We start from the raw sequence: 25,196 nt of genomic DNA on the forward strand, positions 1-25,196 counted from the left end.
CCCGTCGACAAGCGCATTGACCCCGCCGGGTGGGAGCGGCAATCGCTCGGCGATGAACGACGATCTCAAGGCGCTGATCCGCACCATCCCGGACTTTCCCAAGCCCGGCATCCAGTTCCGCGACATCACCACGCTGCTGCTCGATGCCGGCGGCTTCGCGCAGACGATCGCGCGGATGGCGGCGGCGACGCTCGGGCCGGTCGACCTGATCGCCGGGATCGAGGCGCGCGGCTTCATCTTCGCCGCGGCGCTGGCGGCACCGCTGAACGCCGGCGTGCTGCTGATCCGCAAGGACGGCAAGCTGCCCGGCGCGACGATCGCCGAGGATTATGCGCTCGAATATGGCGAGGACCGGATCGTCATGCATGAGGATGCGCTGGTGCCCGGACAGCGCGTGCTGCTCGTCGACGATCTGATCGCCACCGGCGGCACCGCGCGCGCCGCGGTGCGGCTGCTGCGCAAGGCGGGCGCCGAACTGCGTCAGGCGCAGTTCGTCATCGACCTGCCCGAGCTGGGCGGCGCCGACGCCCTGCGTGCCGAAAAGATACAGGTAGATTCGCTACTTAGCTTCGCCGGTCATTAACGGTTCAGCCGGAACCTGCGATAACACGCCCTCGTTGAGCGACGAGTTGGCGCGTATCGGCCTGAAGCTCGCGCCCGTCTTTTGGGAGAGCATCATGTTGCTCAAGCGTCTTGCCCTGGTGGGCCTGTTGTTCGGCGCCGGGCTCGCCACCTCCGCCTGTACCGATGGTTACGGTTATAGCGGCGTCGCGGTCGGCTATGGCGGCGGCGGTTACTATGACGGCGGTTATGGCGGCTACGGTTATGCGCCGGGCTATGGCTACGGCTATGGCGGCTATCCGAGCTATTTCGGCTGGTACGGCGATTATTACTATCCCGGCACCGGCATCTACGTCTACGATCAGTATCGCCGGCCGTATCGCTGGAATGACAGCCAGCGCCGCTATTGGGAGCAGCGCCGCAACGGCTGGCGAGGCGATCGCAATTTCCGCAACGACTGGAACGGCTTCGACCGCAGTCGTCCGAATGGGTTCGGCGGCGATCGCGGTCCTGGCTTCCGTGGCGATCGCGGCCCGGGTGTCCGCGGCGACCGTGGTCCCGGGGTGCGCGGGGACGGGGTGCGCGGCGATCGTGGCGGCTGGCGTGGTCGCCAGAATTTCTCCGCTACGCCGGGGGCTGTGCCGCAGGCGGTCGCGCCCGCCGGAACCGGGCAGCCACGCACCTGGGGCGGCTATCGCGGCGGAGGCGGCGCGCGCATGGGCGGGCCGCGTGGCGGCGGGTTCCACGGCGGCGGGCGCGGACGGCGCTGAGCCGCGCTGCGCGGCGCGGTGGCGTTGCTGGCGCAGCGCCACCATAAGCCTATGGGTGACGGGTCGCGATCAGTCCGTTGGACACGAAGGTCATCACCGCGACATCGTCCTGATTGAACACCGTCATCCGGCTCTTGACGATCCCCATCTCGGGCCGGCTCGTCGAGCGTCGCGCCTCGATCACTTCGGTCTCGCAGCGCAACCGGTCGCCGGGATAGACCGGCACCAGCCAGCGTAAGGCATCGATCCCCGGCGAACCGAGCCCTGCCTGCTCGTCCGCCTTGAGATGGCCGACCAGCATCGCCATCGTCATCGCGCAGGTGTGCCAGCCGCTCGCCGCTAGCCGGCCGAAATGCGTCTGTGCCGCCGCCTCGTCGGACAAATGGAAGGGCTGCGGATCGAAGCGCTCGGCAAAGGCGATCACCTCGTCGCGCTCGACCGGATAATCGCCGAAGCGCGCGGTCTCGCCGACTGCGATGTCCTCAAAATAGCGCATCCGGTCAGCGCCGCAGCACGGCGCGGAAGGGCGCGTCGTCGCCATCGAGGCCGCTGCCTGCCGGAAGTCCGAGCAGATCGCGCAGCAGCGGATTGACGTCGGTATTGTCGAAACTCGCCAACCGCTTGCCGCCGACAAAAGCGGGACCGTTGGCGATGAACAGCGCCGCCATGTCGGGGGCGCGATTGTCATAGCCGTGCGCGCCGCCATGGAAGGGGGCGGTCGGGGCGGACTTGACGATCAGCCAGCCGGGCTCGGCCAGGCAGATATAGGGCGGGATGCGCGGGCTGGTGCCGTAGCGGAAGCGCGCCGGCACCTCAGCCTTGCGCCAGCATTGCATATGCGGCCGCGGTGTGAGCAGTCTCGCCTCGAGCGCCGCCTCATGCCCGGCGACGGGGTAGATCGTCGCATAGGGGCCGCTTTCCGACAGCAGGCGGTAATCCGCGGAGTCGGCGATCGTGTCGAGCGCGATCGTCCGGCTGCTGTCCGTCGCCGCCATGCCGTGATCGGCGACGATCACCAGATTGGCGGGCTGCTGCAAGGCGCGCAGCCCCTCGACCAGCCGGCCGATCTGGACGTCGACCGCGGCGACCGCCTGCGTCGTCGCTGCCGCCTGCGGGCCATTGGCATGGCCGGCGCTGTCGACCGTATCGAAATAGAGCGTGACGAAGCGCGGGCGCATCGTCGCGGGTCGGCGCATCCAGTCGATCACCGCATCGACGCGCTGCGCGCCGCTCACCGCCTGGTTGAACTGCTGCCAATCCTCGGGCCGCGTCGCGTTGGCGACGGTGCCGTGGCTGTTGGGCAGCAGCGTCCCGCCCCAGCCGACGTTGGCGCCGGGCCAGAACATCGTCGCGGTGCGGATGCCGGCCTTTTCGGCGGTCACCCAGATCGGCTCGGCGGCGTTCCACCAGAAGGGATCGTCGCTCGCCATCGTGAAGGTCTCGCCGGGGCGGGTGGGGTCCTCCATCCGGTTGCCGACGATGCCGTGATGATCGGGCACCTTGCCCGTCACCAGCGTCCAGTGATTGGGGAAGGTGACCGAGGGGAAGGAGGGCCGCATCGCCGCGCTCACCCCGTTCGCCGCCAGCGCCGACAGATTGGGCGTGACGCCGCGGTCCAGATAGTCGGGGCGGAAGCCGTCGATCGAGACGAGGATGGTGACCGGCGCGGTCTGCATCCGCGGCAGCGGCGCCGGCGGCAGGCTGGCCGTCGCGCCGGCCGGTTCCGGCCGCGTCACCGGCGACAGCGCCGGCGGCGTATAGGGAAGGGCGCAGCCGGCGAGCGCCGACAGGGCGAAGGCAAGCGCGGTGGGAATCAGTCTCACAGGCGGATCATCCCGAACGTGGAGGGCGCCGCTCCTCTACGCGGGGCAGGGGTGCTGCCACAAGTCGGCGCGCACCCCGTTCAAGCCTCAGACGTTGAAGCGGAACAGCATCACGTCGCCGTCGTGGACGACATAGTCCTTGCCTTCCTGGCGCAGCTTGCCGGTATCGCGCGCACCGGCTTCGCCCTTGCAGGCGATGTAATCGGCGAAGGCGATCGTCTCGGCGCGGATGAAGCCGCGTTCGAAATCGGTATGGATCTCCCCCGCCGCCTGCGGCGCCTTGGCGCCGGCATGCACCGTCCACGCCCGCGCTTCCTTCGGGCCGACGGTAAAGAAGGTGAGCAGGTCGAGCAGCTTGTAACCGGCGGTGATGACGCGGGCGAGGCCGGTCTCCTGCAGACCCAGTTCGGCGAGGAACTCGGCGCGATCCTCGACCGGCATCGTCGCGATCTCCGCCTCGATCGCGGCGGAGACCACCACCGCCTCCGCCCCTTCCGCCTTGGCCTTGTCGAACACCTTGGCGGACAGGGCATTGCCGTTGGCGGCATCGGCCTCGTCGACGTTGCAGACATAGAGCACCGGCTTGGCGGTGATCAGCTGCGCCTGGGCGAAGACGCGCGCTTCCTCGGCGTCCTTGGGCTGGGTGAGCCGCGCCGGCTTGCCGTCGCGCAGCAGCTCGAGCGCTTGGCCGAGCACCGCCGCGCCGATCTTGGCCTCCTTGTCGCCCTGCTGCCCCTTCTTGACGAGGTTGGGGACGCGCTTTTCGAGGCTTTCGAGGTCGGAGAGCATCAGCTCGGTCTCGACCGTCTCGGCATCGGCGATCGGGTCGACCTTGCCCTCGACGTGGGTGACGTCGCCGTCGGTGAAGCAGCGCAGCACGTGGACGATCGCATCGACTTCGCGGATGTTGCCGAGGAACTGGTTGCCGAGCCCTTCGCCCTTGGACGCGCCACGCACCAGCCCGGCGATGTCGACGAAGGCGAGCTGCGTCTCGATGATCTTGGCCGATCCGGCGATCGCGGCCAGCTGGTTGAGGCGTGGATCGGGCACCGCGACGTTGCCGACGTTGGGTTCGATCGTGCAGAACGGATAATTGGCCGCCTGCGCCGCCGCCGTCTCGGTCAAAGCATTGAAGAGGGTGGACTTGCCGACGTTGGGCAGGCCGACGATGCCGCAGCGGAAACCCATGATGCGCTCTATTCTGATGGTGGGGAAAGCGCGCGCCTTACCGTCCGGGATCGGATTTGACCAGACGCCGCCGCGGCAGCGTGTCGCCGCTCCCGGCAAGGGACCGAATTGAACCTGTACCTGGTGTGAATATTTGATAGCATGTGGCGAAAGGACAGGCCGCCCGTGTGGCGGGAGGGGGAGCGAAGGTGCGGATCATGGGGGTGATCGCGGCAGTGGCGCTGGGGGCGATGCTCCCCGCGGCGGCGCAGGGCATCGGGCAGCAGACATCCGCGCAGACCGCGCCACTGCACCCGCTTGCGCTCGGCAGCGGCGTGGAACGCGATACGCGGCTCAGCAGCCGGTTACGGCTGCGCGTCACCACCGTCGCCACCGCCGCCGGCCCACGCGAGAAGATGCGCGAGCGCGTCGGCGGATCGATGATTGACCTCTATCCTTCGGATACGAGCGGTTTCCATATGTCGGCGGGGACGCGCATCTATGACACGCGACTGGCCGAGCAGGGCAATCGCGGGCCGGTCGGCGCGCCGCGGCAGAGCAATATCCCCGGCGGCCGAGTCGCGCTGCGCCGTACGCCGGCGCTGACGATGGGCTATAGCGACGAGGTCAGCGACCATCTGCACGTCGGCGTCGAGGCCGGGGCGATGCTCGGCCGCGCCTATAATACCGCCACCGATTCGACGCGGCGGCTGCGCGGCGAGCGCGTTGGCGGTGACCCGGTCAATCCGGTCGTCCAGCTCGTCATCGGTCGCCGCTTCTGAGCGCGGCGCTTTCGGCGGCGACCGTCCTGTATTAGGCGGACACCATGCTGCCCTTGCCCAATCCTGACCTTTTGCTGCCCGCCTTCGCGCCATGGTTCGACGTCGCGGGGCTGGCGGTGTTCGCCGTCTCCGGCGCGCTCGCCGCCGCCAAGCGCGGGCAGACCGCGGTGACGCTCGCCTTTTTCGCGCTGATCACCGGGGTCGGCGGCGGCACCGTGCGCGACCTGCTGATCGACGCGCCGGTGTTCTGGGTGCGCGATCCGCGCGCCGCGACCGTCTGCCTGCTGATGGCAGCGGTGGTGTGGGTGACGCCGGAACACTGGTGGCGGGACGGCGCGCTCGCCTGGTTCGATGCGGTCGGGCTGGCCGCTTATGCGGTCTATGGCGCGGCCAAGGCGGTCGGCTATGGCGTGCCGCCGGTGCCCGCGGCGCTGATGGGGGTGATGACCGCCTGCGTCGGCGGCATCATCCGCGACGTGCTGGCCGGCGAGCCGTCGATCCTGATGCGGCCCGAACTCTACGTCACCGCCGCTGCCCTTGCCGCATCGCTGTACGTCGCGCTCGGGCTGATCGGGGTGGCGCCGGCGCCCGCGGCGGTGATCGCGGCGGCGGCGGGCTTCACGCTGCGCGCGGTGGCGATTCGCTTCCGGCTTGCGCTGCCCGCCTATCCCGGCCGCGACACCGCCGGTTGAGCGTGGCGCCTCAGCTGCGCCGGACGCCGATGTCGGTGAAGCGGCGCGGTTCGAGCGGGGGTGAGGCGGGCTCGGCGAGCATGCACTGCCAATAGCCGACGTCGATCCACTGGCCGTGCTTGTGCCCGATCGCGCGGAACACGCCGGCGCGGCGGAAACCGACCTGCTCGTGCAAGGTGATCGAGGCATTGTTGGGCAGGGCGATGCGCGCGATCGCCTGGGTGAAGCCCTGCGCGCGCAGCGTGTGGATCAGCCCCTGGTAGAGCAGCCGGCCGACGCCCTGCCGCTGCGCGACATCGGCGACGTAGATGGTCGTTTCGACCGCCCAGCGATAGGCATCGCGTTCCGAGAAGCGCGTGGCATAGGCATAGCCGAGCACGCCGCCCTGATCCGCGCCGGTGGTCGCGACGATCCACGGATAGAGCCCGTCGGCGCGCGCCATCCGCGCCTGCATCGTTTGCGGATCGGGCGCCTCGACCTCGAACGACACGGTGCCGGCGAGGACGTGCGGGGCATAGATCGCCGCGATCGCCGCGGCATCGTCGCCCGTCGCCGGTCGCAGCGCGATCATCTACAGCCCGACGCGGGCGAGGATCAGGTCGAGCAGCCGCGCATCCGCCGCGCCGCTGTCGCTCGGCCCGAGCCCGCCGCATTCGAGGCAGCGCGCCTGGACCGATCCGGCGCTCGCCAGCCGGCGCACGTCGCCGATCGCCTGGGCGAGCAGCCCGCGCCGCTCCGCCGCGATCCGCGCGAAGACGTCGCCGCCGGCCTGCTCGGTCGCGTCGTCGTCGTCGCGATCGGCGAAGCTCGCGGCGAGCTGTGCCGCGACGCTCGGCTCCTTCTCGAGATATTCGGCATGGACCTTGGCCGGATCGAGCTTGGCACGTTTCGCCGCCTCGCCGACCGCGTCCTGCAGGGTGCCGAAACGGTCGACGAGGTGGAGCTGGCGCGCCGTGCCGCCGTCCCACACCCGGCCCTGCGCGATCGCATCGACGCGCTGCGGCGTCATGCCGCGCGACTGGGCGACGCGCGCGAGGAACTGGCGATAGCCATTCTCGATCCCCGCCTGCAGGATGGTGTCGAGCTGCGGCGTCGTGCCGGCATAGACGTCGGGCTGGCCCGACAGCGGCGTCGATTTCACCCCGTCGGCGGTGATGCCGATCTTGGCGAGCGTCTTCTCGAAGGTCGGGATGATGCCGAAGATTCCGATCGAGCCGGTGATCGTACCCGGCTCGGCGAAGATCACGTCGCCCGGCGTCGACACCCAATAGCCGCCCGATGCGGCGAGCCCGCCCATCGACACGACGACCGGCAGCCCCTTCTTCTTCGCCTCCAGGATGGCGAGGCGGATGCGCTCGGAGGCGAGCACCGATCCGCCCGGCGAATCGACGCGCACGACCAGCGCCTTGAGGTTCTTCTTGGCGAGCCCGTCGAGGATCAGCTTGGCGATCGTGTCGCCGTGCGCGCTGCCGGGGCCGCCTTCGCCGTCGACGATGTCGCCGGCGATCGTCACCACGCCGATATTGTCACCGGTCCTGGCGAGCGGATTGGCGCCGACCCAGGCATCATATTTGATCGTGTTGAAAGTGCCGACGGGCTTGTTCGTATCGCTGCCGACCAAAGTGGCGACGCGGCGGCCGAAGGCGATGCGGTCGCCGAGCATATCGACGATGCCGGCGGACAGATTGGCCTTGGCGATATCGCCGTTGGCGGCGACGATCATCCGGTCGGGGCTGGCGAGGAATTGCGCGACCTGCGCCTTGGGCCGCGCCTTGGCGATCGCCTCGCGCCACTGACCGAACAAGGCGCCGAGCAGCTGCTGGCTCGCCTCGCGTGCCTCCGGGCTCTGGTCGGCGCGGGTATAGGGTTCGACGAAGCTCTTGAACTTGCCGACGCGATAGACGTGCGTGGTGACGCCGAGCTTGTCGATCAGCCCCTTATAGTAGAGCTGGTTGCCGCCCGGCCCGGTGAAGATCGTGCCGCCGAGCGGATTGACCCAGATCTCGCTGGCATTGGCGGCGAGGCGATAGCCCGCGTCGGTATAAGCGGTGGCATAAGCGAGCACCGGCTTCTTGGTGTCGCGGAAGCGGCGGATCGCCTCGGCCACCTCGTTGAGCGTCGCGGGATAGCCGCCGGCGAAGCTGTCGAGGTCGAGCACCAGCGCCTTGACGCGGTCATCGGTGCGCGCCGTGTCGATCGCGCGCAGCACGTCGCGCGCGCGATATTCGCGCGGCATCGCCCGGCCGGAGAAGGCGGCGAACGGCGTCTGCTCCTCCGGCTGTTCGACGATCGTCCCCTTGAGGTCGAGCACCAGCGCGCCCGGCACGATCGCCTTCGATCCCGGCCGCGCGTTGAGCGCCGCGAACAGCAGGCCGAAGAACAACAGCATCGCGATCAGGACCAATCCGTCCTTGATCGCCACCAGCAGCTTCCATGCGCCCCGAACCAGCTTCACCCGATGCTCCTTGTGTTGCCGACCAGCGCTAGAACAGCCGGAGGCGGCACGCAACGGTCCGTATTAGCGTGGCAATACAGGAGTGGCGGCGGGTGCCGCTATCATGCGGAAGGAGTGGCGGGGGAGGATCTCCCTGTTCCGCGTCGCGGCGGTGCTGGCGCGTCACGCCTCTTGGTGATCCGTGAGAGGCGATCGAGCGAAGCTTGCCGTCCGAGGCACTCTCCTGATGCCTGCCATGCCATCGACGCCGCCCGGCAGCCAATTGTGCAGGGCGCGACGTGCAACGGCACTCTCGTTCCTATGATACGGAGACCCGTTCGAAGGATCCGGCCACGTCCATGACCCATATCTTCCCCAACAGCATGGCGAAGCTGCGCGACGATCGCAGCGATGACAGCGTCGACATCGTCATGCGCACCAAGAACCGTCCGGCGCTGCTCGGCCGCGCGCTGAGCAGCGTCGTCAATCAACAGCATCGCCAGTGGAACCTGTACCTGATCAACGACGGCGGCGATCCCGCGCCGGTCGACCAGCTCGTCGCCACCTTCGCCGACGAGCTCGCCGGCCGCGTCACCGTCGTGCATCATCCGGACAGCCTCGGCATGGCCGCCGCGGCCAATCGCGGCATGACGCTCGGTACCGCCGCCTTCGTCGCGGCGCATGACGACGACGATAGCTGGGACGAGACCTATCTGGCCCGCTGCACCGGCCATCTGCTCGCGCCGGAGAACCGCCGTTTCGGCGGCGTGCTGACCAAATGGAACAAGATCGGCGAGGTGTTCGACGGCAGTCAGGTCGAACTGCGCGAGGCGTTGGTCGACGGCTATGACGGCACCGTGCTCGACTTCCTCGAAGTCATCCGGACGCCGCGCATTCCGCCGATCGCGCTGCTGTGGCGGCGCAGCGTCGTCAATCATATCGGCTTCCTCAATCCGCATCTGCCGATCTTCGACGACTGGGATCTGATCATGCGCGGCCTGCAGATCGCCGACATCGCGCTGCTGCCCGACGCGCTGGCCAATTATCACCTGCGCATCACGGCGGATGCCGGCGATTACGCCAACACCATCACCGAATGGCAGCCGATCTATCACACTTATGACATCCTCTATCGCAACGGCCTGTTGCGCGCGCTGTTCGATCGCGATCCGACCCAGCTCGGGCTCGTCGTCAATCTGCTGAAGAACGCGGAGCATGTCCGTGGCCAGGTCCAGTCGATCCAGATCGCCTCGCACCGCGAATTGTCCGGCAACGACCATCATCTCGACGGTCGCCTGACCACGCTGGAGACCGAGGTGCGCGAATCGCGGCGGCTGCTCGAACAGCTGTGTGCCGCGGTCGGCCAGCCCGCCTGAGGCGGGGGCTTGCCGGTGGCGGGCGGTCGCGCGACAAGGCGCTATGCCGCCGATCCAGCCGCCGCCGTCCGGGTTCGACGGGCCCGTCAAACGATCGATGACGATCGCCGGCCACCCGACCTCGATCAGTCTCGAGCCCGTCTTCTGGACGGCGCTCGAGACGGCGGCGCAGGCGCGCGCGCTGCCGCTGTCGGCGCTGGTCGCCGAGATCGACGTGCTGCGCATCGCCGCCAACGATCCGCCCAATCTGGCCAGCGCGTTGCGGACCTGGCTGTTCGCCTTCGCCGGCAGCGCCAATGTTGAGAATGCCACGCATTAACGTTGACAGTGCGAACGACTCTCAATAGCGAGTTCCCAAAATAAGGGGGCTTCATGTCGAAATCGTCGGTCTCGTTTCTGGCTCTGTCATGTGTCGGAGCGTTCCATACCTTGCCCGCCTATGCGGACGATCTGCCCAGGACGCCGGTCGCCGGCGATCCCGACCAGCGCCGCGACGACGACATCCTCGTCACCGGCGAGCGCCTCCGGCGCAGCGACGATCCCAAGGCGGTCGCGCCGGTGCTCGATACGCCGCGCTCGATCGTGCTTATTCCCAAGGAGGTGATCCAGCAGACCGGATCGGTCAGCCTGCAGGATGCCCTGCGCACCGTGCCGGGCATCACCTTCGGCGCGGCGGAGGGCGGCAATCCGCTCGGCGACCGGCCGTTCATCCGCGGCTTCGATACGCAGGGCAGCATCTATGTCGACGGCGTCCGCGACCTCGGCGCGCAAAGCCGCGAAGTCTTCGCCACCGAGACGATCCAGATCGTCCGCGGCTCCGATTCGACGCTCGGCGGTCGCGGTTCGGCAGGCGGCACGATCAACATCATCTCCAAGCTGCCGCAAGTCGACGACTTCGGCAGCATCTCCGGCAGCTATGGCAATGCCGACTTCAAGCGCGTCACCGCCGACGTCAATCTGCGGCTCGGCGCGATGGCGGCGTTCCGGATCGAAGGGCTGTGGCACGATCAGGATATCGCCGGTCGCGATGCGCTCTATGCGCGCCGCTGGGGTGTCGCACCGTCGCTGTCGCTCGGGCTCGGCACGCCAACGCGGCTGACGGTGAGCTATTATTATCTGGAAAGCCACGAGCTGCCCGATGCGGGCATCCCCTATCTCTACACGATCGGCAATGCGCCGGGGACGGGGACGATCGCCTCGCGTCCGGCGCTGGGCACGATCACCACCGCGGGCGGCACCACGGGCTATGTCGACCGGTCGGTCTTCTACGGGCTGACCGGCCGCGATTTCCGCGACAGCTCCACGCATCAGGCGACGCTGCGTGCCGAACACGACTTCGGCGGGATCACGCTGCGCAACACCGCGCGTTTCACCCGCAGCGAGCAGAATTACATCATGTCGATGCCCGACGACAGCCAGGGCAACGTCTATGGCACCGCGGCGTCCGATCCGACGACCGGCGCGGCCGGGCTGCGCGGCGATCGCACCAGCGGCGGCTACGTCTGGCGCCGCACCAACACGCGCTATGGCTATACCCAGAGCATCGTCAATCAGACCGACCTCTACGGCCAGTTCCACACCGGCAGCATCGCGCACAGCGTAGCTGCGGGCGCGGAGCTGAGCTGGGAGCAGGCGCGACGCGGCACCTATGTGACGCCGGGTCTGTTCAACGCGGCGGGGACGGCGATCCTCGCCTCGGGCAGCACGATCACGCCGCGCTGCAACACCGCCACGCTCGCGCGGAGCTATTGCACGACGCTGTTCTCGCCCGATCCCAACGACCCCTGGGTCGCTTATGCCAGCGACACCGCGACCAACGTTCTGCCGGTCGCACGCATCGGCCTTGCCGGCGAGACGCAGAACGACGCCAATACGCGGGCGCTCTATGCGTTCGATTCGATCACGCTCGTGCCGCAGCTGATCCTCAACCTCGGCGCGCGCTACGATCGGTTCGCCTCGACGACGCGGCTGCCCGGCACCGCGGGGGTGCGGTTCCGGCGGACCGACAGACTGTTCAACTGGCAGGCGGGCCTGGTCTTCAAGCCGACGCCCGACACCAGCCTCTACGCCAGCTACGCCACCGCGGCGACGCCGCCCAACAGCCTGCTCGGCGAGGGGCGCGAGGACAATGCGCTGCCGACCACGGCGCAGACCGCGGCGATCCTCGACCTGCTCAAGCCGCAGAAGACCAAATCCTACGAGATCGGCGCCAAGGCGACGCTGCTCGGCGAGAGGCTGCTGCTCACCGCCGCCGCCTTCCAGACGCAGATCGACAATGCCCGCGTTACCGGTCCCAACAACACCGTCGAGTTCATCGGCGAATCGCGCATCCGCGGCATCGAACTCGGCGCGACCGGCACGATCCTTCCGGGCTGGACGGTGTTCGGCGGCTATACGCATCTCGACCCGAAGGTGATCGACGGCGGGTCGACGGTATTCGGCACCGTCGCCGTCCCTTCGGTCAACACCGGCCGGCAGATGCCGCAGACGACGCGCAACAGCTTCACCGCGACCAGCAACGTCAGCCTGTGGCACCGGCTTGAGCTCGGCGGCACCGCCATCTATATGGGCAGGCAGATCGCCGGCTATTCCGACGACCGCAGCGCGACGCGGCTGGTCGCGACCAAGCTCGTCGTGCGCGAGGCGCCGGCCTATTGGCGGTTCGACGCCCGCGCCAGCGTCAAGCTGACCGATCGGGTCGACATCAGCGTCAACGCGCAGAACCTGACCGACAAGGTCTATTACACGCAGCTCTACACCACGCATTTCGCGCAGGTCGCGGCGGGGCGGACGGTGTTCGGCACGCTCGGGCTGCGGTTCTGATGCTTCGCGGCGTGCGGCTGTGACCGCGATCACCGCAGCGGATGCCGCCTTGATCCGCCGCGCGGCGGTGGCGGGGCTGGCCGAGGCACAGGCGATGCTCGGCCAGCTGCTGCTCGACGGCAATGGCGTCGATAGGGACGAGGGCGCGGCGCTCGCCTGGTTCACCCGCGCGGCGGCGCAGCAGCATCTGATGGCGCTCAACATGGTCGGGCGCTGCTACGATCTCGGCTGGGGCACGGCGGTCGACAAGGCGCGCGCCGCGGCCTGCTATCGTGTCGCCGCCGAACGCGGGCTCGACTGGGCGATGTACAATTACGCAACCCTGCTCGCGCTCGGCGAGGGTGTCGACGCGGATCGGCCGGCGGCGCTCGGCTGGCTCGAACGCGCGGCGGCCCTGGGCAATGCCAAGGCGATCAACTTCGTCGGCAGCTTCGCCGAGGACGGCTGGGTCCATCCGCAGGACATGGCCAAGGCCGCGGACTGCTACCGTCGCGCCGCCGCCGGCGGTGATTTCCGAGGCTGTTTCAACCACGCACGGATGCTGGCACAAGCAGGCCGGATGGACGAGGCCCTTCTCTGGATCGAACGCGCGACGGCGACGGGCCATGCGCGCTTCGTCGCGCAGATGCGCGGCTGGCTGGCGGACTGCCCCTATCCGGCGCTGCGCAGCCGTGGCCCCGCGGCGGTGGCACGGGCATGGCCATGCTGATCGCCATCCCCGATCTGCTCGACGCCGCCGCGGTCGCCCGTCTGCGCGCGCGGATCGACGCGGCCGAGTGGATCGACGGCAATGCGACCTCGGGCCATCAGTCGGCGCTCGCCAAGCGCAACGAGCAATTGCCCGAAGACAGTCCGGCGGCGCGCGAAAGCGGCGCGCTGATCCTCGATGCGCTTGCCGCCGCGCCGCTGTTCGTCGCCGCGGCGCTGCCGCTCAAGGTCTTTCCGCCGCTGTTCAACCGCTATGCCGAGGGCGCGACCTTCGCGACGCATGTCGATGCCGCGATCCGCATCCGGCGCGGCAGCGATTTCCGCATCCGCGCCGATCTGTCCGCGACCCTCTTCCTCAGCGACCCCGCCGATTACGACGGCGGCGAGCTGGTGATCGAGGATCGCTTCGGTCCGCAGCGCGTCAAGCTGCCCGCCGGGCATTGCGTCGTCTATCCCGCCTCCAGCCTGCATCATGTCACGCCGGTGACGCGCGGCTGCCGCGTCGCATCCTTCTTCTGGATCGAATCGATGGTGCGCGACGATGGCGCGCGGCGGCTGCTGTTCGATCTCGACGCGGGCGTGCAGGCGGCGGCGGCGTCGCTCGGGGCAGGGGACCCGGCGGTGGTGCAACTGACCGGCGTCTATCACAATCTCCTGCGCCGCTGGGCGCGGGTCTGAGCCGGTTGACCGTGCGCGGGGCGCCATGCCACGCCGCGCCCGACCCCTGGTGGAGCAAGCGATGACGAAACTGGCCTGGCGCAGGACGTGGTTCCAGATCCACAAATGGATCGGGCTGATCCTCGCGATCCTGATCATCCCGCTGTCGCTCTCCGGCGCGGCCCTGGTCTGGCACGACACGCTCGACCGGATCGTCAATCCGGCGCGCTACCAGATCAGCGGTACGTCGCAGCGCACCCCCGACGTCTATGCCGACGCAGCGCGCGCGGCGCTCAGGCCAGGCGAGCGGATCGCGCAGCTCGGCCTGCCGGAGGGCCACGGGCCGATCACGCTCGCCGCCGCGCCGGCGAGCGCCGATCCCGGCCGCCGCGGCCCGCCGCCGCGGACGATGATCTACCTCGATCCGCCGACCGCGCGCGTACTCGACGTCGCGGGCAGCCAGGCGGGGCTGGTGCGCTTTCTCCACATCCTCCACGGCAGCTTGCAGATACCCGGCCTCGGCCGCACCATCGTCGGCTGGATCGGCGTCGCGATGCTGCTGTCGAGCATGACCGGCCTGTGGCTGTGGTGGCCGACGGTCGGATCATGGTCGCGCGGCCTGCGCTGGCGGCGGCATCGCAATACCGACAGCAATCTCCACCATATGATCGGCTTCTGGATGGCCCTGCCGCTGTTCGTCCTGTCGTTGACCGGGGTGTGGATCAGCTTCCCCGGCGTGTTCGGCGGCGGTCGCGGCGGGCCGGATCGCGGCGGCCAGCGCTCGGTGCCGCTCGCCGAACCGGGCCAGCCGCTCGACCTCGTCGTGGCGCGGGCGGCCAGCGTCCGGCGCGGCGCGCTGCGCAGCATCGCCTGGCCGACCAGCGCCAGCGCCGACTGGACGGTGACCTACGCGAACGGACAGGTGGTCAAGGTCGCCGACGACAATGGCGTCGCGGTCGCGGCGCCGGCGCGGCGGCCGGGCGGGCTGGCGCGAACGATGCGTCGCCTCCACGACGGCGGAGGGATGGGGATCGTCTGGCAGATCGTGATCTTCCTCGGCGGCATCGCACCGGCGGTGCTGGCGGTGACCGGGATCATCATGTGGTGGCGCGCCCGCGAATGGCGCAGCAAGGCCGCCTCGGCTCGCGGCGGTCGCACCGCGACGCGGTGACGAAGGGGACTTCCGCGATCGAAACCGGTCGCGGAAGCCCCCTTTGGATCAGCGTCAGCGCCCGAGCAGCACCCGCGCCTGACCCGCGATCTGCGCGAGCATCGCCGCATTGGGCTGTGCCGCATGGCGGGCGCGATCGATCACCGCCTTGAACTGGCCGACACGCGCCGCATTGGCGGTGAGCCAGGCGATGACCGCGCCGCGCGGATCGCCGCCGCCGTTGCGGGCGAGGAACTCCAGCCGTTGCTGCTGGAAATCGCGGGCGAGCCCGGCGAGCAGCAGCCGCTCCCACGGATCGCTCGACACGATCCGCGCCGCAGTCGCCTGCGCCCAGTCGAGCCCGAGCGCCTGACCGAGATGCGTGAACGCCCGCGTCAGTTCGATCTCGTCGAAACCGAGCTGTTCGCCCAATGCCGCCAGACCGACCGCGCCGTCGAGGTCGAACAGGCGCACCACCCGCTGCGCGAGATCGGTCGGGGCACCCGCCGCTTCCAGCTGCGCGGCGATGCGCGCGCTCTGCGCACTGGCTTCCTCGAGCAGCAGCGAGGCGGTCTGCCGTTCGAGCTGCGCGACGCCGCTGCCGAGCCGGTCGAGCACCGCCCCCGGCAAGGTTCCCGGCGCCGACGCGCGCAGCAGATCAGCGATATGCGAACGCGTCGCCACCGCCACCTCGTTGAACAGCGCGATGCGCGCGCCCTCGCTGATCGCGGCGCGTTCGATCTCCGCCCACAAGGCGTCGAGCCCGAAGATGCGTTCGGCGACGACGAACATCGCCGCAATGTCGGCGATCGCCGCGCCCTCTTCTTCGGCGAGTTCGAACGGCGACAGGATGCCGAGCCGGTTGACGATGCGGTTGGCGAGCTTGGTCGCGACGATCTGCCCGCGCAGCCGGTGCGCGTCGATCGCCTGCGCGAAGTCGCGCTGCATCGCCGGCGGGAAGGCGCCGTGCAGATAGGGCGCGAGTTCGGGCGCCATCGCCAGCGGCGCATGTTCGATCCCGTCCTGCAACGCCAGCTTGGCGGTGGCGAGCAACACCGCGAGCTCCGGACGCGTCAGGCCCTGGCCTTCCTGGCCACGGCGCAGCAGATCCTCGTTGGCGGCGAGCCCTTCGACGGCGCGGTCGAGCCGGCCGCTCGCTTCGAAGATCTCGATGACGCGGACGTAGCTCGGGATCGCCGCCGCACCGTCCGCCTCGGCGATCGACAGCGCCAGCGTCTGCAGGCGATTGTCCTCGAGTACGAGGTGCGCGACATCGTCGGTCATGCTGGCGAGCAGCGTGTTGCGCTCCTCGAAGCCGAGCCGGCCTTCGTTCATCTCGCGGTTGAGCGCGATCTTGATGTTGACCTCATTGTCCGAACAATCGACGCCGGCCGAATTGTCGATGAAGTCGGTGTTGATCCGCCCGCCGCGGGTCGAGAAGGCGATGCGTGCCGCCTGCGTCACGCCCAGATTGGCGCCCTCGCCGATCGCGGTGACGCGCAATTCCTCGGCATTGACGCGCAACCGGTCGTTGGCCGGATCGCCGACCGCGACGTTGTTCTCCGCCGCCGCCTTCACATAGGTGCCGATGCCGCCGAACCAGAGCAGGTCGGCAGGGGCCTTGAGGATCGCCGAAATCAGCGCGGCCGGATCCAGCTGCGTCGCGGTGACGCCGAGCGCCGCCTGCACCTGCGGCGACAGCTTGATCACCTTTTCGCTGCGCGCCCAGACGCCGCCGCCTTCGCTGATCAGCGCCGCGTCATAATCCGCCCAGCTCGACCGCGGCAGCGCGAACATGCGCGCACGCTCCTCCCAGCTCGCCGCCGGATCGGGATCGGGATCGAGGAAGATATGGCGATGGTCGAACGCCGCGACGATCTTCAACGCCTTGGACAGCAGCATGCCGTTGCCGAACACGTCGCCCGACATGTCGCCGCAGCCGACGACGGTGATCGGCTGGCTCTGCACGTCGACGCCACGTTCGGCGAAATGCCGCTGGACCGAAACCCAGGCGCCCTTGGCGGTGATGCCCATCGCCTTATGATCGTAGCCGACGCTGCCGCCGCTGGCGAAGGCGTCGCCGAGCCAGAAGTCGCGCTCCAGCGCCAGCGCATTGGCGACGTCGCTGAACGTCGCGGTGCCCTTGTCGGCGGCGACGACGAAATAGGGGTCCTCGCCGTCGAGCACGCGGACGCCGGCCGGATGGACGACGTGGCCTTCGACGATATTGTCGGTGATCGACAGCAAAGAGCGGATGAAGATCCGATAGCTCTCCGTCCCCTCGGCCAGCCACGCGTCGCGGTCGAGCGCGGGGGAGGGGAGCTGCTTGGGATAGAAACCGCCCTTGGCGCCGGTCGGCACGATGACGGCGTTCTTGACGCGCTGCGCCTTCATCAGCCCGAGAATCTCGGTGCGGAAATCGTCGCGCCGGTCGGACCAGCGCAGGCCGCCGCGCGCGACCGGGCCGGCGCGCAGATGGATGCCCTCGACGCGCGGCGAATAGACCCAGACCTCGCGCCACGGCACTGGCGCGGGCAGGCCGGGGATGAGGTGGCTGTCGAGCTTGAACGCCAGCGCTTCCACCGCGGCGGGGGCGAAGGCGTTGGTGCGCAGGCAGGCGGCGATCAGGTTGCGATAGGCGCGCAGGATGCGATCGTCGTCGATCGCCGACACCGCGTCGAGCCCGCGCTCGATCACCTCGTCCGCCGCGGCGACGTCGCCGGCAACGGCCGGGTCATGCGCCGCGGCGAAGCGGGCGATCAGCGCCTTGGTCAGCTTGGGCGCCCGCCGCAACGCATCGACCACCGTGGTCAGGCCATAGGGCAGGCCCGCCTGCCGCAGATAGCGGAACCAGGCGCGCAGCAGCACCACCGATTGCGGCGCCAGCCCGACATCGACGATCAGCCGGTTGAACGCGTCGTTTTCCGCCGCGCCTTCCAGCGCCGCGGCGATCGCGCCCTCCAGCACCGCGGCGTCCTGCGCCTCGGCGGTCGCGTCGATCTCGACGACGAATTCGTGGACGAAGGTATTGGCGTCCTCGCGCAGCCGCGTCGGCAGTTCGCCGATCACGCGGAAGCCGAAATTCTCCAGCACCGGCACCGCGTCGGACAGCGCGAGCGCGCCGCCGAGCTTGTAGATCTTGAGCCGCCGGTCCTCACCAGGCACCGCCGGGAAGATGCGCACCGAGCGCGCCGCGGGATCGTCGAGCGTCGCGATGCGCAGGATGTCGGCGGCGGCCTCGCTAGCGGTGCTGACGTTGCGGTAATTGGCGGGGAAGGCATTGGCCCAGCGCAGCGCCAGCCGCGCCGCACGCGCCGCGGGCAATTGCTCGGCCAGCGCCGCCTCGACGTCCGACACCCAGCCGCGCACCATCCGGCGCAGGCGCTCGGCGAGCGGCTCGGTCTCCGGCATGCGGCCGTCGCCGCGCAGGTCGATCGTATAGCGCAGCAGGGCGACGACGCCGTCGTCGAGGCTGATCGACCAATTGAGCACGACGCCGTTCGACGCCTCGCTCAGCATCTGCGCGATCTGCACGCGACGCGCGGTGGTCAGGTCGTCGCGCGGCAGCCAGGCGAAGGCGAACATGTGCCGCCCCAGCGCCGATCGCACCAGCACCAGCGCCGGCCGCGGCCGGTCGGCGAGGCTCATCGCGGTCAGCACCACCTCTTCCAGCGCCGGCGCCGGGAAAGCGACGACGAGGTCGTGCGGCAGCGCGGTCAGCGCATGGGTCAGCGCCTTGCCGGTATGCCCCTTGGGATCGAAGCCGAATTTCGCCTCGAGCGCGGCGAGTCGGGCGCGCAGCACCGGCACGTCGCGCGGCCGCACGCTGAGCGCGGCGCTGGTCCACAGTCCGGCATGGATCGACAGGCCTTCGACCATGCCGTCGCTGCCGATCGGCACGATCACCAGATCGAGCGGCACGGCGCGATGCACCGTCGAGATCAGGCTCGACTTGAGCAGCAGCGGCGCGTCATTGCCTGCCTCGAACCATTCGATCGCCAGCGCGCGGCTCGCCTCGGCGAGCATCGGCGTCTGGTGCGGATGGCGGGCGATGCCGAGCGCATCACCGGCGCTGCCGTCGCGCCGCCACAGTTGATGGCCGAGCAGCGTGAACTGGCCGTCGAGGAACCATTGCAGCAGCGCCGCGCCTTCGCCCTGCGGCAACGCCGCCTCGTCGCGCGCCATCGCGCGCTGGAGCAGCGGCCAGTCGGTCACCGCCGCCCGCACGTCGGCGAGCACCGCGGTCAGCTCCTCGACCAGCCCGCGCCGGTCGCGCGCGTCGGCGCGTTCCAGCTCGATATAGATCATCGATTCGGGCGCGCCGGCACCGCCGATATCGGTCATCACGCCATCGGCGTCGCGCGTCACCCGCACCACCGGGTGGATGACGCGATCGATGTCGAGGTCCTGCTCGCCGATCGACGCTGCGATCGAATCGACCAGGAAGGGCATGTCGTCGTTGACGATCGCGAGTCGCATCCGGCGGCGGACGTCGTCCGACGGCAGCGGTTCGAGCGCGATCGCCGGTGTGCCCGGCAGGCGCTGCGCGGCGGTCTGCGCGACGAACGCGGCGGCGGCGGCGCGTTCGGCATCGCCGAAGCCCGTCAGCTCTCCCGGTAGCGCGCCCTTGGTCAGCCGGGCGGCAAGCGCCTCGGCCATGGTCTGATTATGGTCGGCCATGAATCGCCTATGCTCCCGCGGGTCGCGGACCTCAAGGCTTGCCGCAGTGCAAAAATTACGCGGTCAAGCAATATTCATGCGGGCAGGGCGATCAGTCGGCGGTCGCGTCCGCGATCGCCTCGACCGTCGCCGCATCGTCGAAGCGGCGAATCACATCGAGCGTCCCGTCGGCGCGCGTCCGTGCGAGCAGCACGAGGAATTCGGCATCGCTCGCAGGCAGTGCGACCGAGGCGAGCGCCGGCAGCGTCCGCCACGCGGCGCGGGCGCGGTGGCCGCGTCCCCCGGCGTCGCGCGGGCTGTCGAAACCGCCGCTCGGGCCATCCGCCCAAGCCGGCGTCGCGATCGGCGGGCGCGGCGCGGCGCGCACCGCGGCATCGAGCTCCGCGTCGAGCGTCGCCTGCGTCGCGTCGTCGACCATCTCCTTCCAGTTGATCACGCCGTAGATGAAGTCGATCACGTCGCCGTCGGACGAAAAGGGCATGAGGATGCCGCGATACAGGGTCGTCCGGCCGCGCGTGCCGACGAACTCCGCCTCGAACCCGATCGGCGCGCGATTCGCGATGATCTGCAGATAGTGATCGGTCAGCCGCGACAGCAGCGAGCGCCCGGGCACGTCGGCGACGCGGACGATGGCGGTGTCGAGCCCGCATTCCTCGCGCAGCGCCTGCCCGAGGAAGGCGATGGTCGCATCGTCGCTGCCGCCGGTGAAGTCGATCAGCACGCTGTGCGGCCCGAAATCGTCGATGCTTTCGGGGTGGAGATCGGCGATGCCCGGATAGGGGCGGCCTTTCAGCAGCGACACCCAGTGATTGTAAGCGCGCACGTGCATCCGCCGCTCGTCGCCGCCGAGATCGAACAGCGCATCGCCGACGCCGCCTTCATCGACGCCGCCCTCATCGCCACCCTGGCCGACGGCCGAATCGATCGTGCCGTCGCCATCGACCCGCTCGTCCTCATAGCCGCGCGCGATACCCATGAGCATACCTTCCTTCGCCGGGCCAGCCCCCGTCGCGACGCTTGTGCACGCTCCGTGGTAAACGGGTCGTAAAGCCGCCGATCAGCAATTTCGCTTCGCGACGATGCTTGTCAGCCGCGATCCGACCTGTTAGGCGCACCCCCGAACGGCGCTTCGCGTCGCTTCACCCCGTGCCGCTTTAGCTCAGCTGGTAGAGCATCGCATTCGTAATGCGGGGGTCACAGGTTCGAGTCCTGTAAGCGGCACCATCAAACATCACCGGCTAATGGTATGTCTCCCTCCCATCGTGCGACGAGGGAGCGTGCATCGGCATGTTTCCAAAGCGTATTGGCGAATTCGTCGCGCTCGCGGTTGAGGTCAACGGCGAGCGGCACGTCTTCCGGTTCCGCGTCGAACAGGTCTGACCGACGGAGCGGCGGGGGCGACCGCCAGTCCCGGGTTTCCGCCTTCGATCGAACGCTGTAGCGTGGCCCGCACCACCCTTGCAGGATCCGCCATGAAAATCAGCGCACGCAATCAGATCGCCGGTACCGTCACGGCGATCACGCCGGGAGCGGTCAACGGCGCGATCAAGGTCGACATCGGCAACGGCACGATCGTCACCGCCAATATCACCGAAGAGGCGATCGCCGACCTCGGTCTTGCGATCGGCGATACGGTCACCGTCATCGTCAAGGCGAGCGACGTGATGATCGGCAAGTGAGATGAAGCTCGGCCCGCTCTGGGTAAAGCTGCAGCTGGCCTGTGGCGATGCCCTCGCGCTCGGCCCGGGCAAGGCGGAGCTGCTCGCCGCGATCGGGACGCATGGCTCGATCTCCGCGGCGGCGCGCGCGATGGGGATGAGCTATCGGCGCGCCTGGATGCTGGTCGACGAAATGAACCGCTGCTTCGATCCGCCGGTGGTCGAGACGCTGCGCGGCGGCGGGCAGGAGCGTGGTGCGCGCATCACCGAAACCGGCGCGGCGGTGATCGCGGCCTATCGCGCGCTCGAGGCGCAGGCGGCGACGCTCGCCGATCATTCCGCTTATCATCAGCTACGCGATCTGTTGCGCACCGAGCCGCTGCCGCCGCCCGAATAAACCTCTATATACGCACGAATACATCGTCGATATACGGCCCGATATAGAGAGCGCGGAGTGTCCGCGCCAAAGGGGTGCGTGACGATGTCGAGAAGGTTGGCCGGCTTGCTGGCGACGATCGTTGTACCGGCGCTGGCCACGCCGCTCGCCGCGCAGACCACCACCGCTGGCGATCCGACGCGGGTCGAGACGGCCGATGACGGCATCGCCCCGGTCATCGTCACCGCCCGGCGTCGTGCGGAGGAGGAGCAGCGCGTCCCCGCGGCGCTGTCTGTGGTCGGCGGTGCGCTGCTCGACCGGAGCTATACGGTCAACACGCAGGGGCTGACGACGCTGATCCCCAGCCTTAATTACAGCTCGGCCAATCCGCGCAACACCGCCTTCACCATCCGCGGCCTCGGTTCGAGCGTGGTGGCGGTGAGTCAGGCCAATGACGGGCTCGAATCCGGCGTCGGCTTCTACGTCGACCAGGTCTATCATGCGCGTCCCGCCACCGCCGCCTTCGACTTCGCCGACATTGCGCAGGTCGAGGAGTTGCGCGGCCCGCAAGGCACGCTGTTCGGCAAGAACACCACCGCCGGCGCGATCAACATCACGACGCGCGCGCCGAGCTTCACCCGCGAAGGCTTCGCCGAACTGTCCTATGGCAGTCACGACCTCGTCCAGGCCAAGGGCTGGGTCTCCGGGCCGATCAGCGACAGCGTCGCCTATCGCCTGTCCGTGGTATCGACCCGCCGCGACGGCGTGATCGCCAATATCCGCACCGGGCGCGACACCAACACGCTCGGGACGCAGGCGGTCCGCGGCCAGTTGCTGTTCAAGCCCGATGACACGATCCAGATGCGGGTCATCGCGGATTTCACCAACTTCCAGGCCTATTGCTGCGGTCAGGTCTATCTGCGCACCGGCACCTCGCTGCGTGCGGCCAACCGGCAGTTCGGTGGCGCCGCCGGACTTGCCGCGCAGTTCGGCTATGCGCCGGCGAGCACCAACCCCTATGACCGCGTCACCGATATCGACGGTCCGCTCGGCACCGACACCAACGAGGGCGGGGTGAGCGCGATCACCGACTGGAACCTCGGCTTCGCGACGCTCACCTCGGTCAGCGCCTGGCGCTTCTGGAACTGGGATGCGGAGAACGACCGCGACTATACCGGCCTGCCGGTGCAGCTGTCGCAGCATATCCCGTCGCGGCAGGATCAATATAGCCAGGAGGTGCGCCTCGCCTCGAATGGCGCCGGACCCTTGTCCTACGTCGTCGGCCTTTACGCTTTTCGTCAGCGGATCACCGGCCGGCCGATCAGCATCTATGGTCCCGCCGCGGCGCGCTATCTGATCGGCACCACGACGGGCGCGAACAACACCGCCGTCCCGGCCAATCTGCTCGACGGCTATGGTCAGGACGGCCGCACTGATTTTCGCAGCCGCAGCTATGCGGCGTTCGGCGAGGTCAATTACCGCATCGTCCCGCGGCTGACCGCGACGCTCGGCCTGCGCTACACGCAGGAGGACAAGGACGGCTCCTATGCCACCACCGTCTCCGGCGGGCCCGTCGTCACCAATGCGGCATTGGTCAGCGCGCGGCTCGGCGTGCTGCGGCCGCAAAGCTATCGGGCGCATGACAGCGACGGCAGCCTGTCGGGGCGCGGCAATCTCGCCTGGCAGGTCAGCGACGCGACGCTGGCCTATGCGAGCTATGCGCGCGGTTTCAAATCGGGCGGGATCAACATGTCGGGCCTGCCGCTCGACAACAGCAACCAGCCGGTGCTCGCCACCGCCGTGGTGCGGCCCGAGCGTAACGAAACCTATGAGGTCGGACTTAAGAACGATCTGTTCGACCGGCGGCTGATCCTCAACCTCGATGCCTTCTACACCAAGGTGCACGACTTCCAGGCGACGGTGGTCGAGAATTCGCTGACCCAGACGGTGCAGCTGCGCGGCTACCTCTCCAACATACCCGAGGTGGCGGTGAAGGGCGTCGAGGCCGATGTTACGGCGCTGCTGCTGCCGGGCCTCAGCGCGCGGGCCAATGTCGCTTATGCCGACGGGCGCTACACCGATTATCCTGCCGGACCATGCCCGCTCGAGGTGCAGACCGCCGCGACGACGCGGTGCAGTCTGACCGGGCGCCGGCTTGCCTCGCTGCCGCGCTTCGCGATCACCGCCGGGCTGGATTATACGCATCCGATCGGCCGCGGTGCGGTCGTGGTGCATGTCGATACCGCCTCGCGCAGCGGCTATAACGGCGATCCCAGCCTGTCGCGCTACACGACGATCGACGCGTACAATCTCACCAACGCCAATATCGGCTATCGCTTCGCCGACGGTACCGAGCTGATCGTCTGGGCGCGCAACCTGCTCGATGCGGATTATATCCAGAATCTGACCGTGCAGGCCGGCAATTCCGGACTGATCCTCGGTTCGCCGAGCGATCCGCGCACGATCGGCGGGACGGTGCGGTTCCGGATGTGATTCGCGCGTCCCCGAATGTGACAGGATTGATGTTCAATTAACCACTGAACCGACGCAAAACAGACGTAGAATGCCACCGCAGCGCCAAGCTGTACGTGCAGAAGGACGTCGTCATGCCCCTCGAATCCCCCCCCGTCGCGATAACCCAGGGCGTCAAGGCAGCCGATTGCGCCACGTCCGCCCAGATCGTCCCGCAGGGATCGGCGCGGCGGGCACCGTTCGAGCTGACCGACCTCGCCACCGCCTTCGATCCGGCGACCGGGACGCTCTGGACCTATATGGACCAGCGCACGCGGCCGAGCTTCAACCCCGACCTCCTCGCCGCCTTTGCGCATTGGCAGGACGATATCGTCACCGCGCATGACGCGGGGACGATGCCGATCCGGTACCTGGTGCTCGGCTCGCGCTTTCCCGGCGTCTTCTCGCTCGGCGGCGACCTCGACCTGTTCGCCGGTCATATCCGCCGCGGCGATCGCGACGCGCTCGTCCGCTACGGCCGGGCCTGCGTCCATATCCTCCACCGCAACATGCGCAGCCTCGACCGGCCGATCATCACCATCGGCCTGGTCGAGGGCGACGCGCTCGGCGGCGGGTTCGAGGCGTTGCTGTCGTTCAACGTCGTCATCGCCGAACGCGGCACCTATTTCGGCCTGCCCGAGACCAACTTCGGGCTGTTTCCCGGCATGGGCGCGCATTGCTTCCTGTCGCGGCGGCTCGGCTCGGCGCGGGCCGAGCAGATGATCCTCAGCGGCCGGTCGTACAGCGCCGAGGAATTGTACGACCTCGGCATCGTCCACGGCCTCGCCGCGCCGGGACAGGGCAGGGCGGAGGTCGAGACCTATATCCGCCAGAACCGGCGGCGGCACAGCGGCCATTGCGCGATCTACGAGGCATCGCGTTCGGTCAACCCGCTCGACCTCGCCGAGCTGGAGGCGGTGGTCGATCTGTGGGCGGACGCGGCGTTGCGGCTCACCGACACCGACCTCAAGCTGATGCGTCGGCTCGTCGGTGCGCAGTCCCGGCTGCGCGACAAGGCCGCGGTCTAG

General features: G+C 68.8%; 21 protein-coding genes and 1 tRNA gene. 15 read left to right on the top strand and 7 right to left on the bottom strand.

From position 1 onward, the window contains the following. Nucleotides 1-52: 52 nt before the first annotated feature. Both V8201_RS03815 and V8201_RS03820 read left to right on the top strand, forming a co-directional pair. Nucleotides 53-583 carry an adenine phosphoribosyltransferase gene (locus tag V8201_RS03815; protein WP_271299213.1) on the top strand — a complete coding sequence of 177 codons (531 nt, stop codon included), beginning with the start codon at nucleotides 53-55 and terminating at the stop codon, nucleotides 581-583. Nucleotides 584-677: 94 nt separating this feature from the next. Continuing rightward, on the top strand, nucleotides 678-1,331 hold the full coding sequence (locus tag V8201_RS03820; protein WP_336544506.1) for a hypothetical protein: 654 nt from the start codon (nucleotides 678-680) through the stop codon (nucleotides 1,329-1,331). A 49-nt stretch (nucleotides 1,332-1,380) separates the two neighbouring features. Here V8201_RS03820 and V8201_RS03825 read toward each other — a convergent pair whose 3' ends face one another. The 3 genes from V8201_RS03825 to ychF all read right to left on the bottom strand — a co-directional run bounded on the left by V8201_RS03825 (nucleotide 1,381) and on the right by ychF (nucleotide 4,342). Continuing rightward, nucleotides 1,381-1,827, bottom strand: coding sequence for a MaoC family dehydratase (locus V8201_RS03825; protein WP_037533277.1), 447 nt, complete (start codon nucleotides 1,825-1,827; stop codon nucleotides 1,381-1,383). Nucleotides 1,828-1,831: 4 nt separating this feature from the next. Continuing rightward, the gene (locus tag V8201_RS03830) at nucleotides 1,832-3,154 is read right to left on the bottom strand and encodes an alkaline phosphatase family protein (RefSeq protein ID WP_336544507.1); all 1,323 of its coding nucleotides are present in this window, start codon (nucleotides 3,152-3,154) and stop codon (nucleotides 1,832-1,834) included. Between the two features lie 87 nt (nucleotides 3,155-3,241). Beyond that, nucleotides 3,242-4,342: a redox-regulated ATPase YchF gene (gene ychF / locus V8201_RS03835; RefSeq protein WP_336544508.1), complete on the bottom strand. Its 1,101-nt coding sequence runs from the start codon at nucleotides 4,340-4,342 to the stop codon at nucleotides 3,242-3,244. Nucleotides 4,343-4,539: 197 nt separating this feature from the next. Here ychF and V8201_RS03840 point away from each other — a divergent pair, with 197 nt between their 5' ends. Next, nucleotides 4,540-5,103 carry a hypothetical protein gene (locus V8201_RS03840; RefSeq protein WP_336544509.1) on the top strand — a complete coding sequence of 188 codons (564 nt, stop codon included), beginning with the start codon at nucleotides 4,540-4,542 and terminating at the stop codon, nucleotides 5,101-5,103. Nucleotides 5,104-5,147: 44 nt separating this feature from the next. After that, nucleotides 5,148-5,795 carry a trimeric intracellular cation channel family protein gene (locus tag V8201_RS03845; RefSeq protein WP_336544510.1) on the top strand — a complete coding sequence of 216 codons (648 nt, stop codon included), beginning with the start codon at nucleotides 5,148-5,150 and terminating at the stop codon, nucleotides 5,793-5,795. A gap of 10 nt (nucleotides 5,796-5,805) precedes the next feature. Here V8201_RS03845 and V8201_RS03850 read toward each other — a convergent pair whose 3' ends face one another. Both V8201_RS03850 and sppA read right to left on the bottom strand, forming a co-directional pair. Further along, nucleotides 5,806-6,366 carry a GNAT family N-acetyltransferase gene (locus tag V8201_RS03850; protein ID WP_037532959.1) on the bottom strand — a complete coding sequence of 187 codons (561 nt, stop codon included), beginning with the start codon at nucleotides 6,364-6,366 and terminating at the stop codon, nucleotides 5,806-5,808. Next, entirely contained in the window at nucleotides 6,367-8,250 is a 1,884-nt protein-coding gene (sppA, locus tag V8201_RS03855; protein WP_271299208.1) for a signal peptide peptidase SppA, read from the bottom strand. Nucleotides 8,251-8,588: 338 nt separating this feature from the next. Between sppA and V8201_RS03860 the strand changes: the two genes are divergently transcribed. The 6 genes from V8201_RS03860 to V8201_RS03885 all read left to right on the top strand — a co-directional run bounded on the left by V8201_RS03860 (nucleotide 8,589) and on the right by V8201_RS03885 (nucleotide 14,964). Continuing rightward, the gene (locus tag V8201_RS03860; protein WP_336544511.1) at nucleotides 8,589-9,605 is read left to right on the top strand and encodes a glycosyltransferase family 2 protein; all 1,017 of its coding nucleotides are present in this window, start codon (nucleotides 8,589-8,591) and stop codon (nucleotides 9,603-9,605) included. A gap of 43 nt (nucleotides 9,606-9,648) precedes the next feature. After that, the gene (locus V8201_RS03865) at nucleotides 9,649-9,924 is read left to right on the top strand and encodes a ribbon-helix-helix domain-containing protein (protein ID WP_037532965.1); all 276 of its coding nucleotides are present in this window, start codon (nucleotides 9,649-9,651) and stop codon (nucleotides 9,922-9,924) included. 53 nt (nucleotides 9,925-9,977) lie between these two features. After that, a complete protein-coding gene (locus tag V8201_RS03870) occupies nucleotides 9,978-12,428 on the top strand; it encodes a TonB-dependent receptor (protein WP_336544512.1) in 2,451 nt (816 codons plus the stop codon). A 19-nt stretch (nucleotides 12,429-12,447) separates the two neighbouring features. Further along, nucleotides 12,448-13,137: a tetratricopeptide repeat protein gene (locus tag V8201_RS03875; protein ID WP_271299205.1), complete on the top strand. Its 690-nt coding sequence runs from the start codon at nucleotides 12,448-12,450 to the stop codon at nucleotides 13,135-13,137. Further along, nucleotides 13,131-13,814 (top strand): Fe2+-dependent dioxygenase, encoded by a 684-nt coding sequence (locus tag V8201_RS03880; RefSeq protein WP_336544535.1) that lies wholly within the window; start codon nucleotides 13,131-13,133, stop codon nucleotides 13,812-13,814. The genes V8201_RS03875 and V8201_RS03880 overlap by 7 nt, the downstream gene beginning before the upstream one ends. Before the next feature lie 61 nt (nucleotides 13,815-13,875). Continuing rightward, a complete protein-coding gene (locus tag V8201_RS03885) occupies nucleotides 13,876-14,964 on the top strand; it encodes a PepSY-associated TM helix domain-containing protein (RefSeq protein ID WP_336544513.1) in 1,089 nt (362 codons plus the stop codon). A gap of 54 nt (nucleotides 14,965-15,018) precedes the next feature. Here V8201_RS03885 and V8201_RS03890 read toward each other — a convergent pair whose 3' ends face one another. Together V8201_RS03890 and V8201_RS19020 are read right to left on the bottom strand one after the other, a co-directional pair. Continuing rightward, nucleotides 15,019-19,623 carry an NAD-glutamate dehydrogenase gene (locus tag V8201_RS03890; protein WP_336544514.1) on the bottom strand — a complete coding sequence of 1,535 codons (4,605 nt, stop codon included), beginning with the start codon at nucleotides 19,621-19,623 and terminating at the stop codon, nucleotides 15,019-15,021. A 91-nt stretch (nucleotides 19,624-19,714) separates the two neighbouring features. Next, nucleotides 19,715-20,599 (bottom strand): PAS domain-containing protein, encoded by an 885-nt coding sequence (locus tag V8201_RS19020; RefSeq protein ID WP_373276449.1) that lies wholly within the window; start codon nucleotides 20,597-20,599, stop codon nucleotides 19,715-19,717. 172 nt (nucleotides 20,600-20,771) lie between these two features. Here V8201_RS19020 and V8201_RS03900 point away from each other — a divergent pair. The 5 genes from V8201_RS03900 (at nucleotide 20,772) to V8201_RS03920 (ending at nucleotide 25,196) form a co-directional block, all read left to right on the top strand. Continuing rightward, nucleotides 20,772-20,847 (top strand) — tRNA-Thr (locus V8201_RS03900). A gap of 248 nt (nucleotides 20,848-21,095) precedes the next feature. Further along, on the top strand, nucleotides 21,096-21,302 hold the full coding sequence (locus tag V8201_RS03905; protein ID WP_037532979.1) for a TOBE domain-containing protein: 207 nt from the start codon (nucleotides 21,096-21,098) through the stop codon (nucleotides 21,300-21,302). 1 nt (nucleotide 21,303) lies between these two features. After that, a complete protein-coding gene (locus V8201_RS03910) occupies nucleotides 21,304-21,678 on the top strand; it encodes a winged helix-turn-helix domain-containing protein (RefSeq protein WP_271299183.1) in 375 nt (124 codons plus the stop codon). An 84-nt stretch (nucleotides 21,679-21,762) separates the two neighbouring features. Further along, a complete protein-coding gene (locus V8201_RS03915; protein ID WP_336544515.1) occupies nucleotides 21,763-24,150 on the top strand; it encodes a TonB-dependent receptor in 2,388 nt (795 codons plus the stop codon). A gap of 113 nt (nucleotides 24,151-24,263) precedes the next feature. Next, nucleotides 24,264-25,196, top strand: coding sequence for a crotonase/enoyl-CoA hydratase family protein (locus V8201_RS03920; protein ID WP_271299181.1), 933 nt, complete (start codon nucleotides 24,264-24,266; stop codon nucleotides 25,194-25,196).

Source organism: Sphingomonas kyungheensis (assembly GCF_037120395.1).
Lineage (GTDB): Bacteria > Pseudomonadota > Alphaproteobacteria > Sphingomonadales > Sphingomonadaceae > Sphingomonas > Sphingomonas kyungheensis.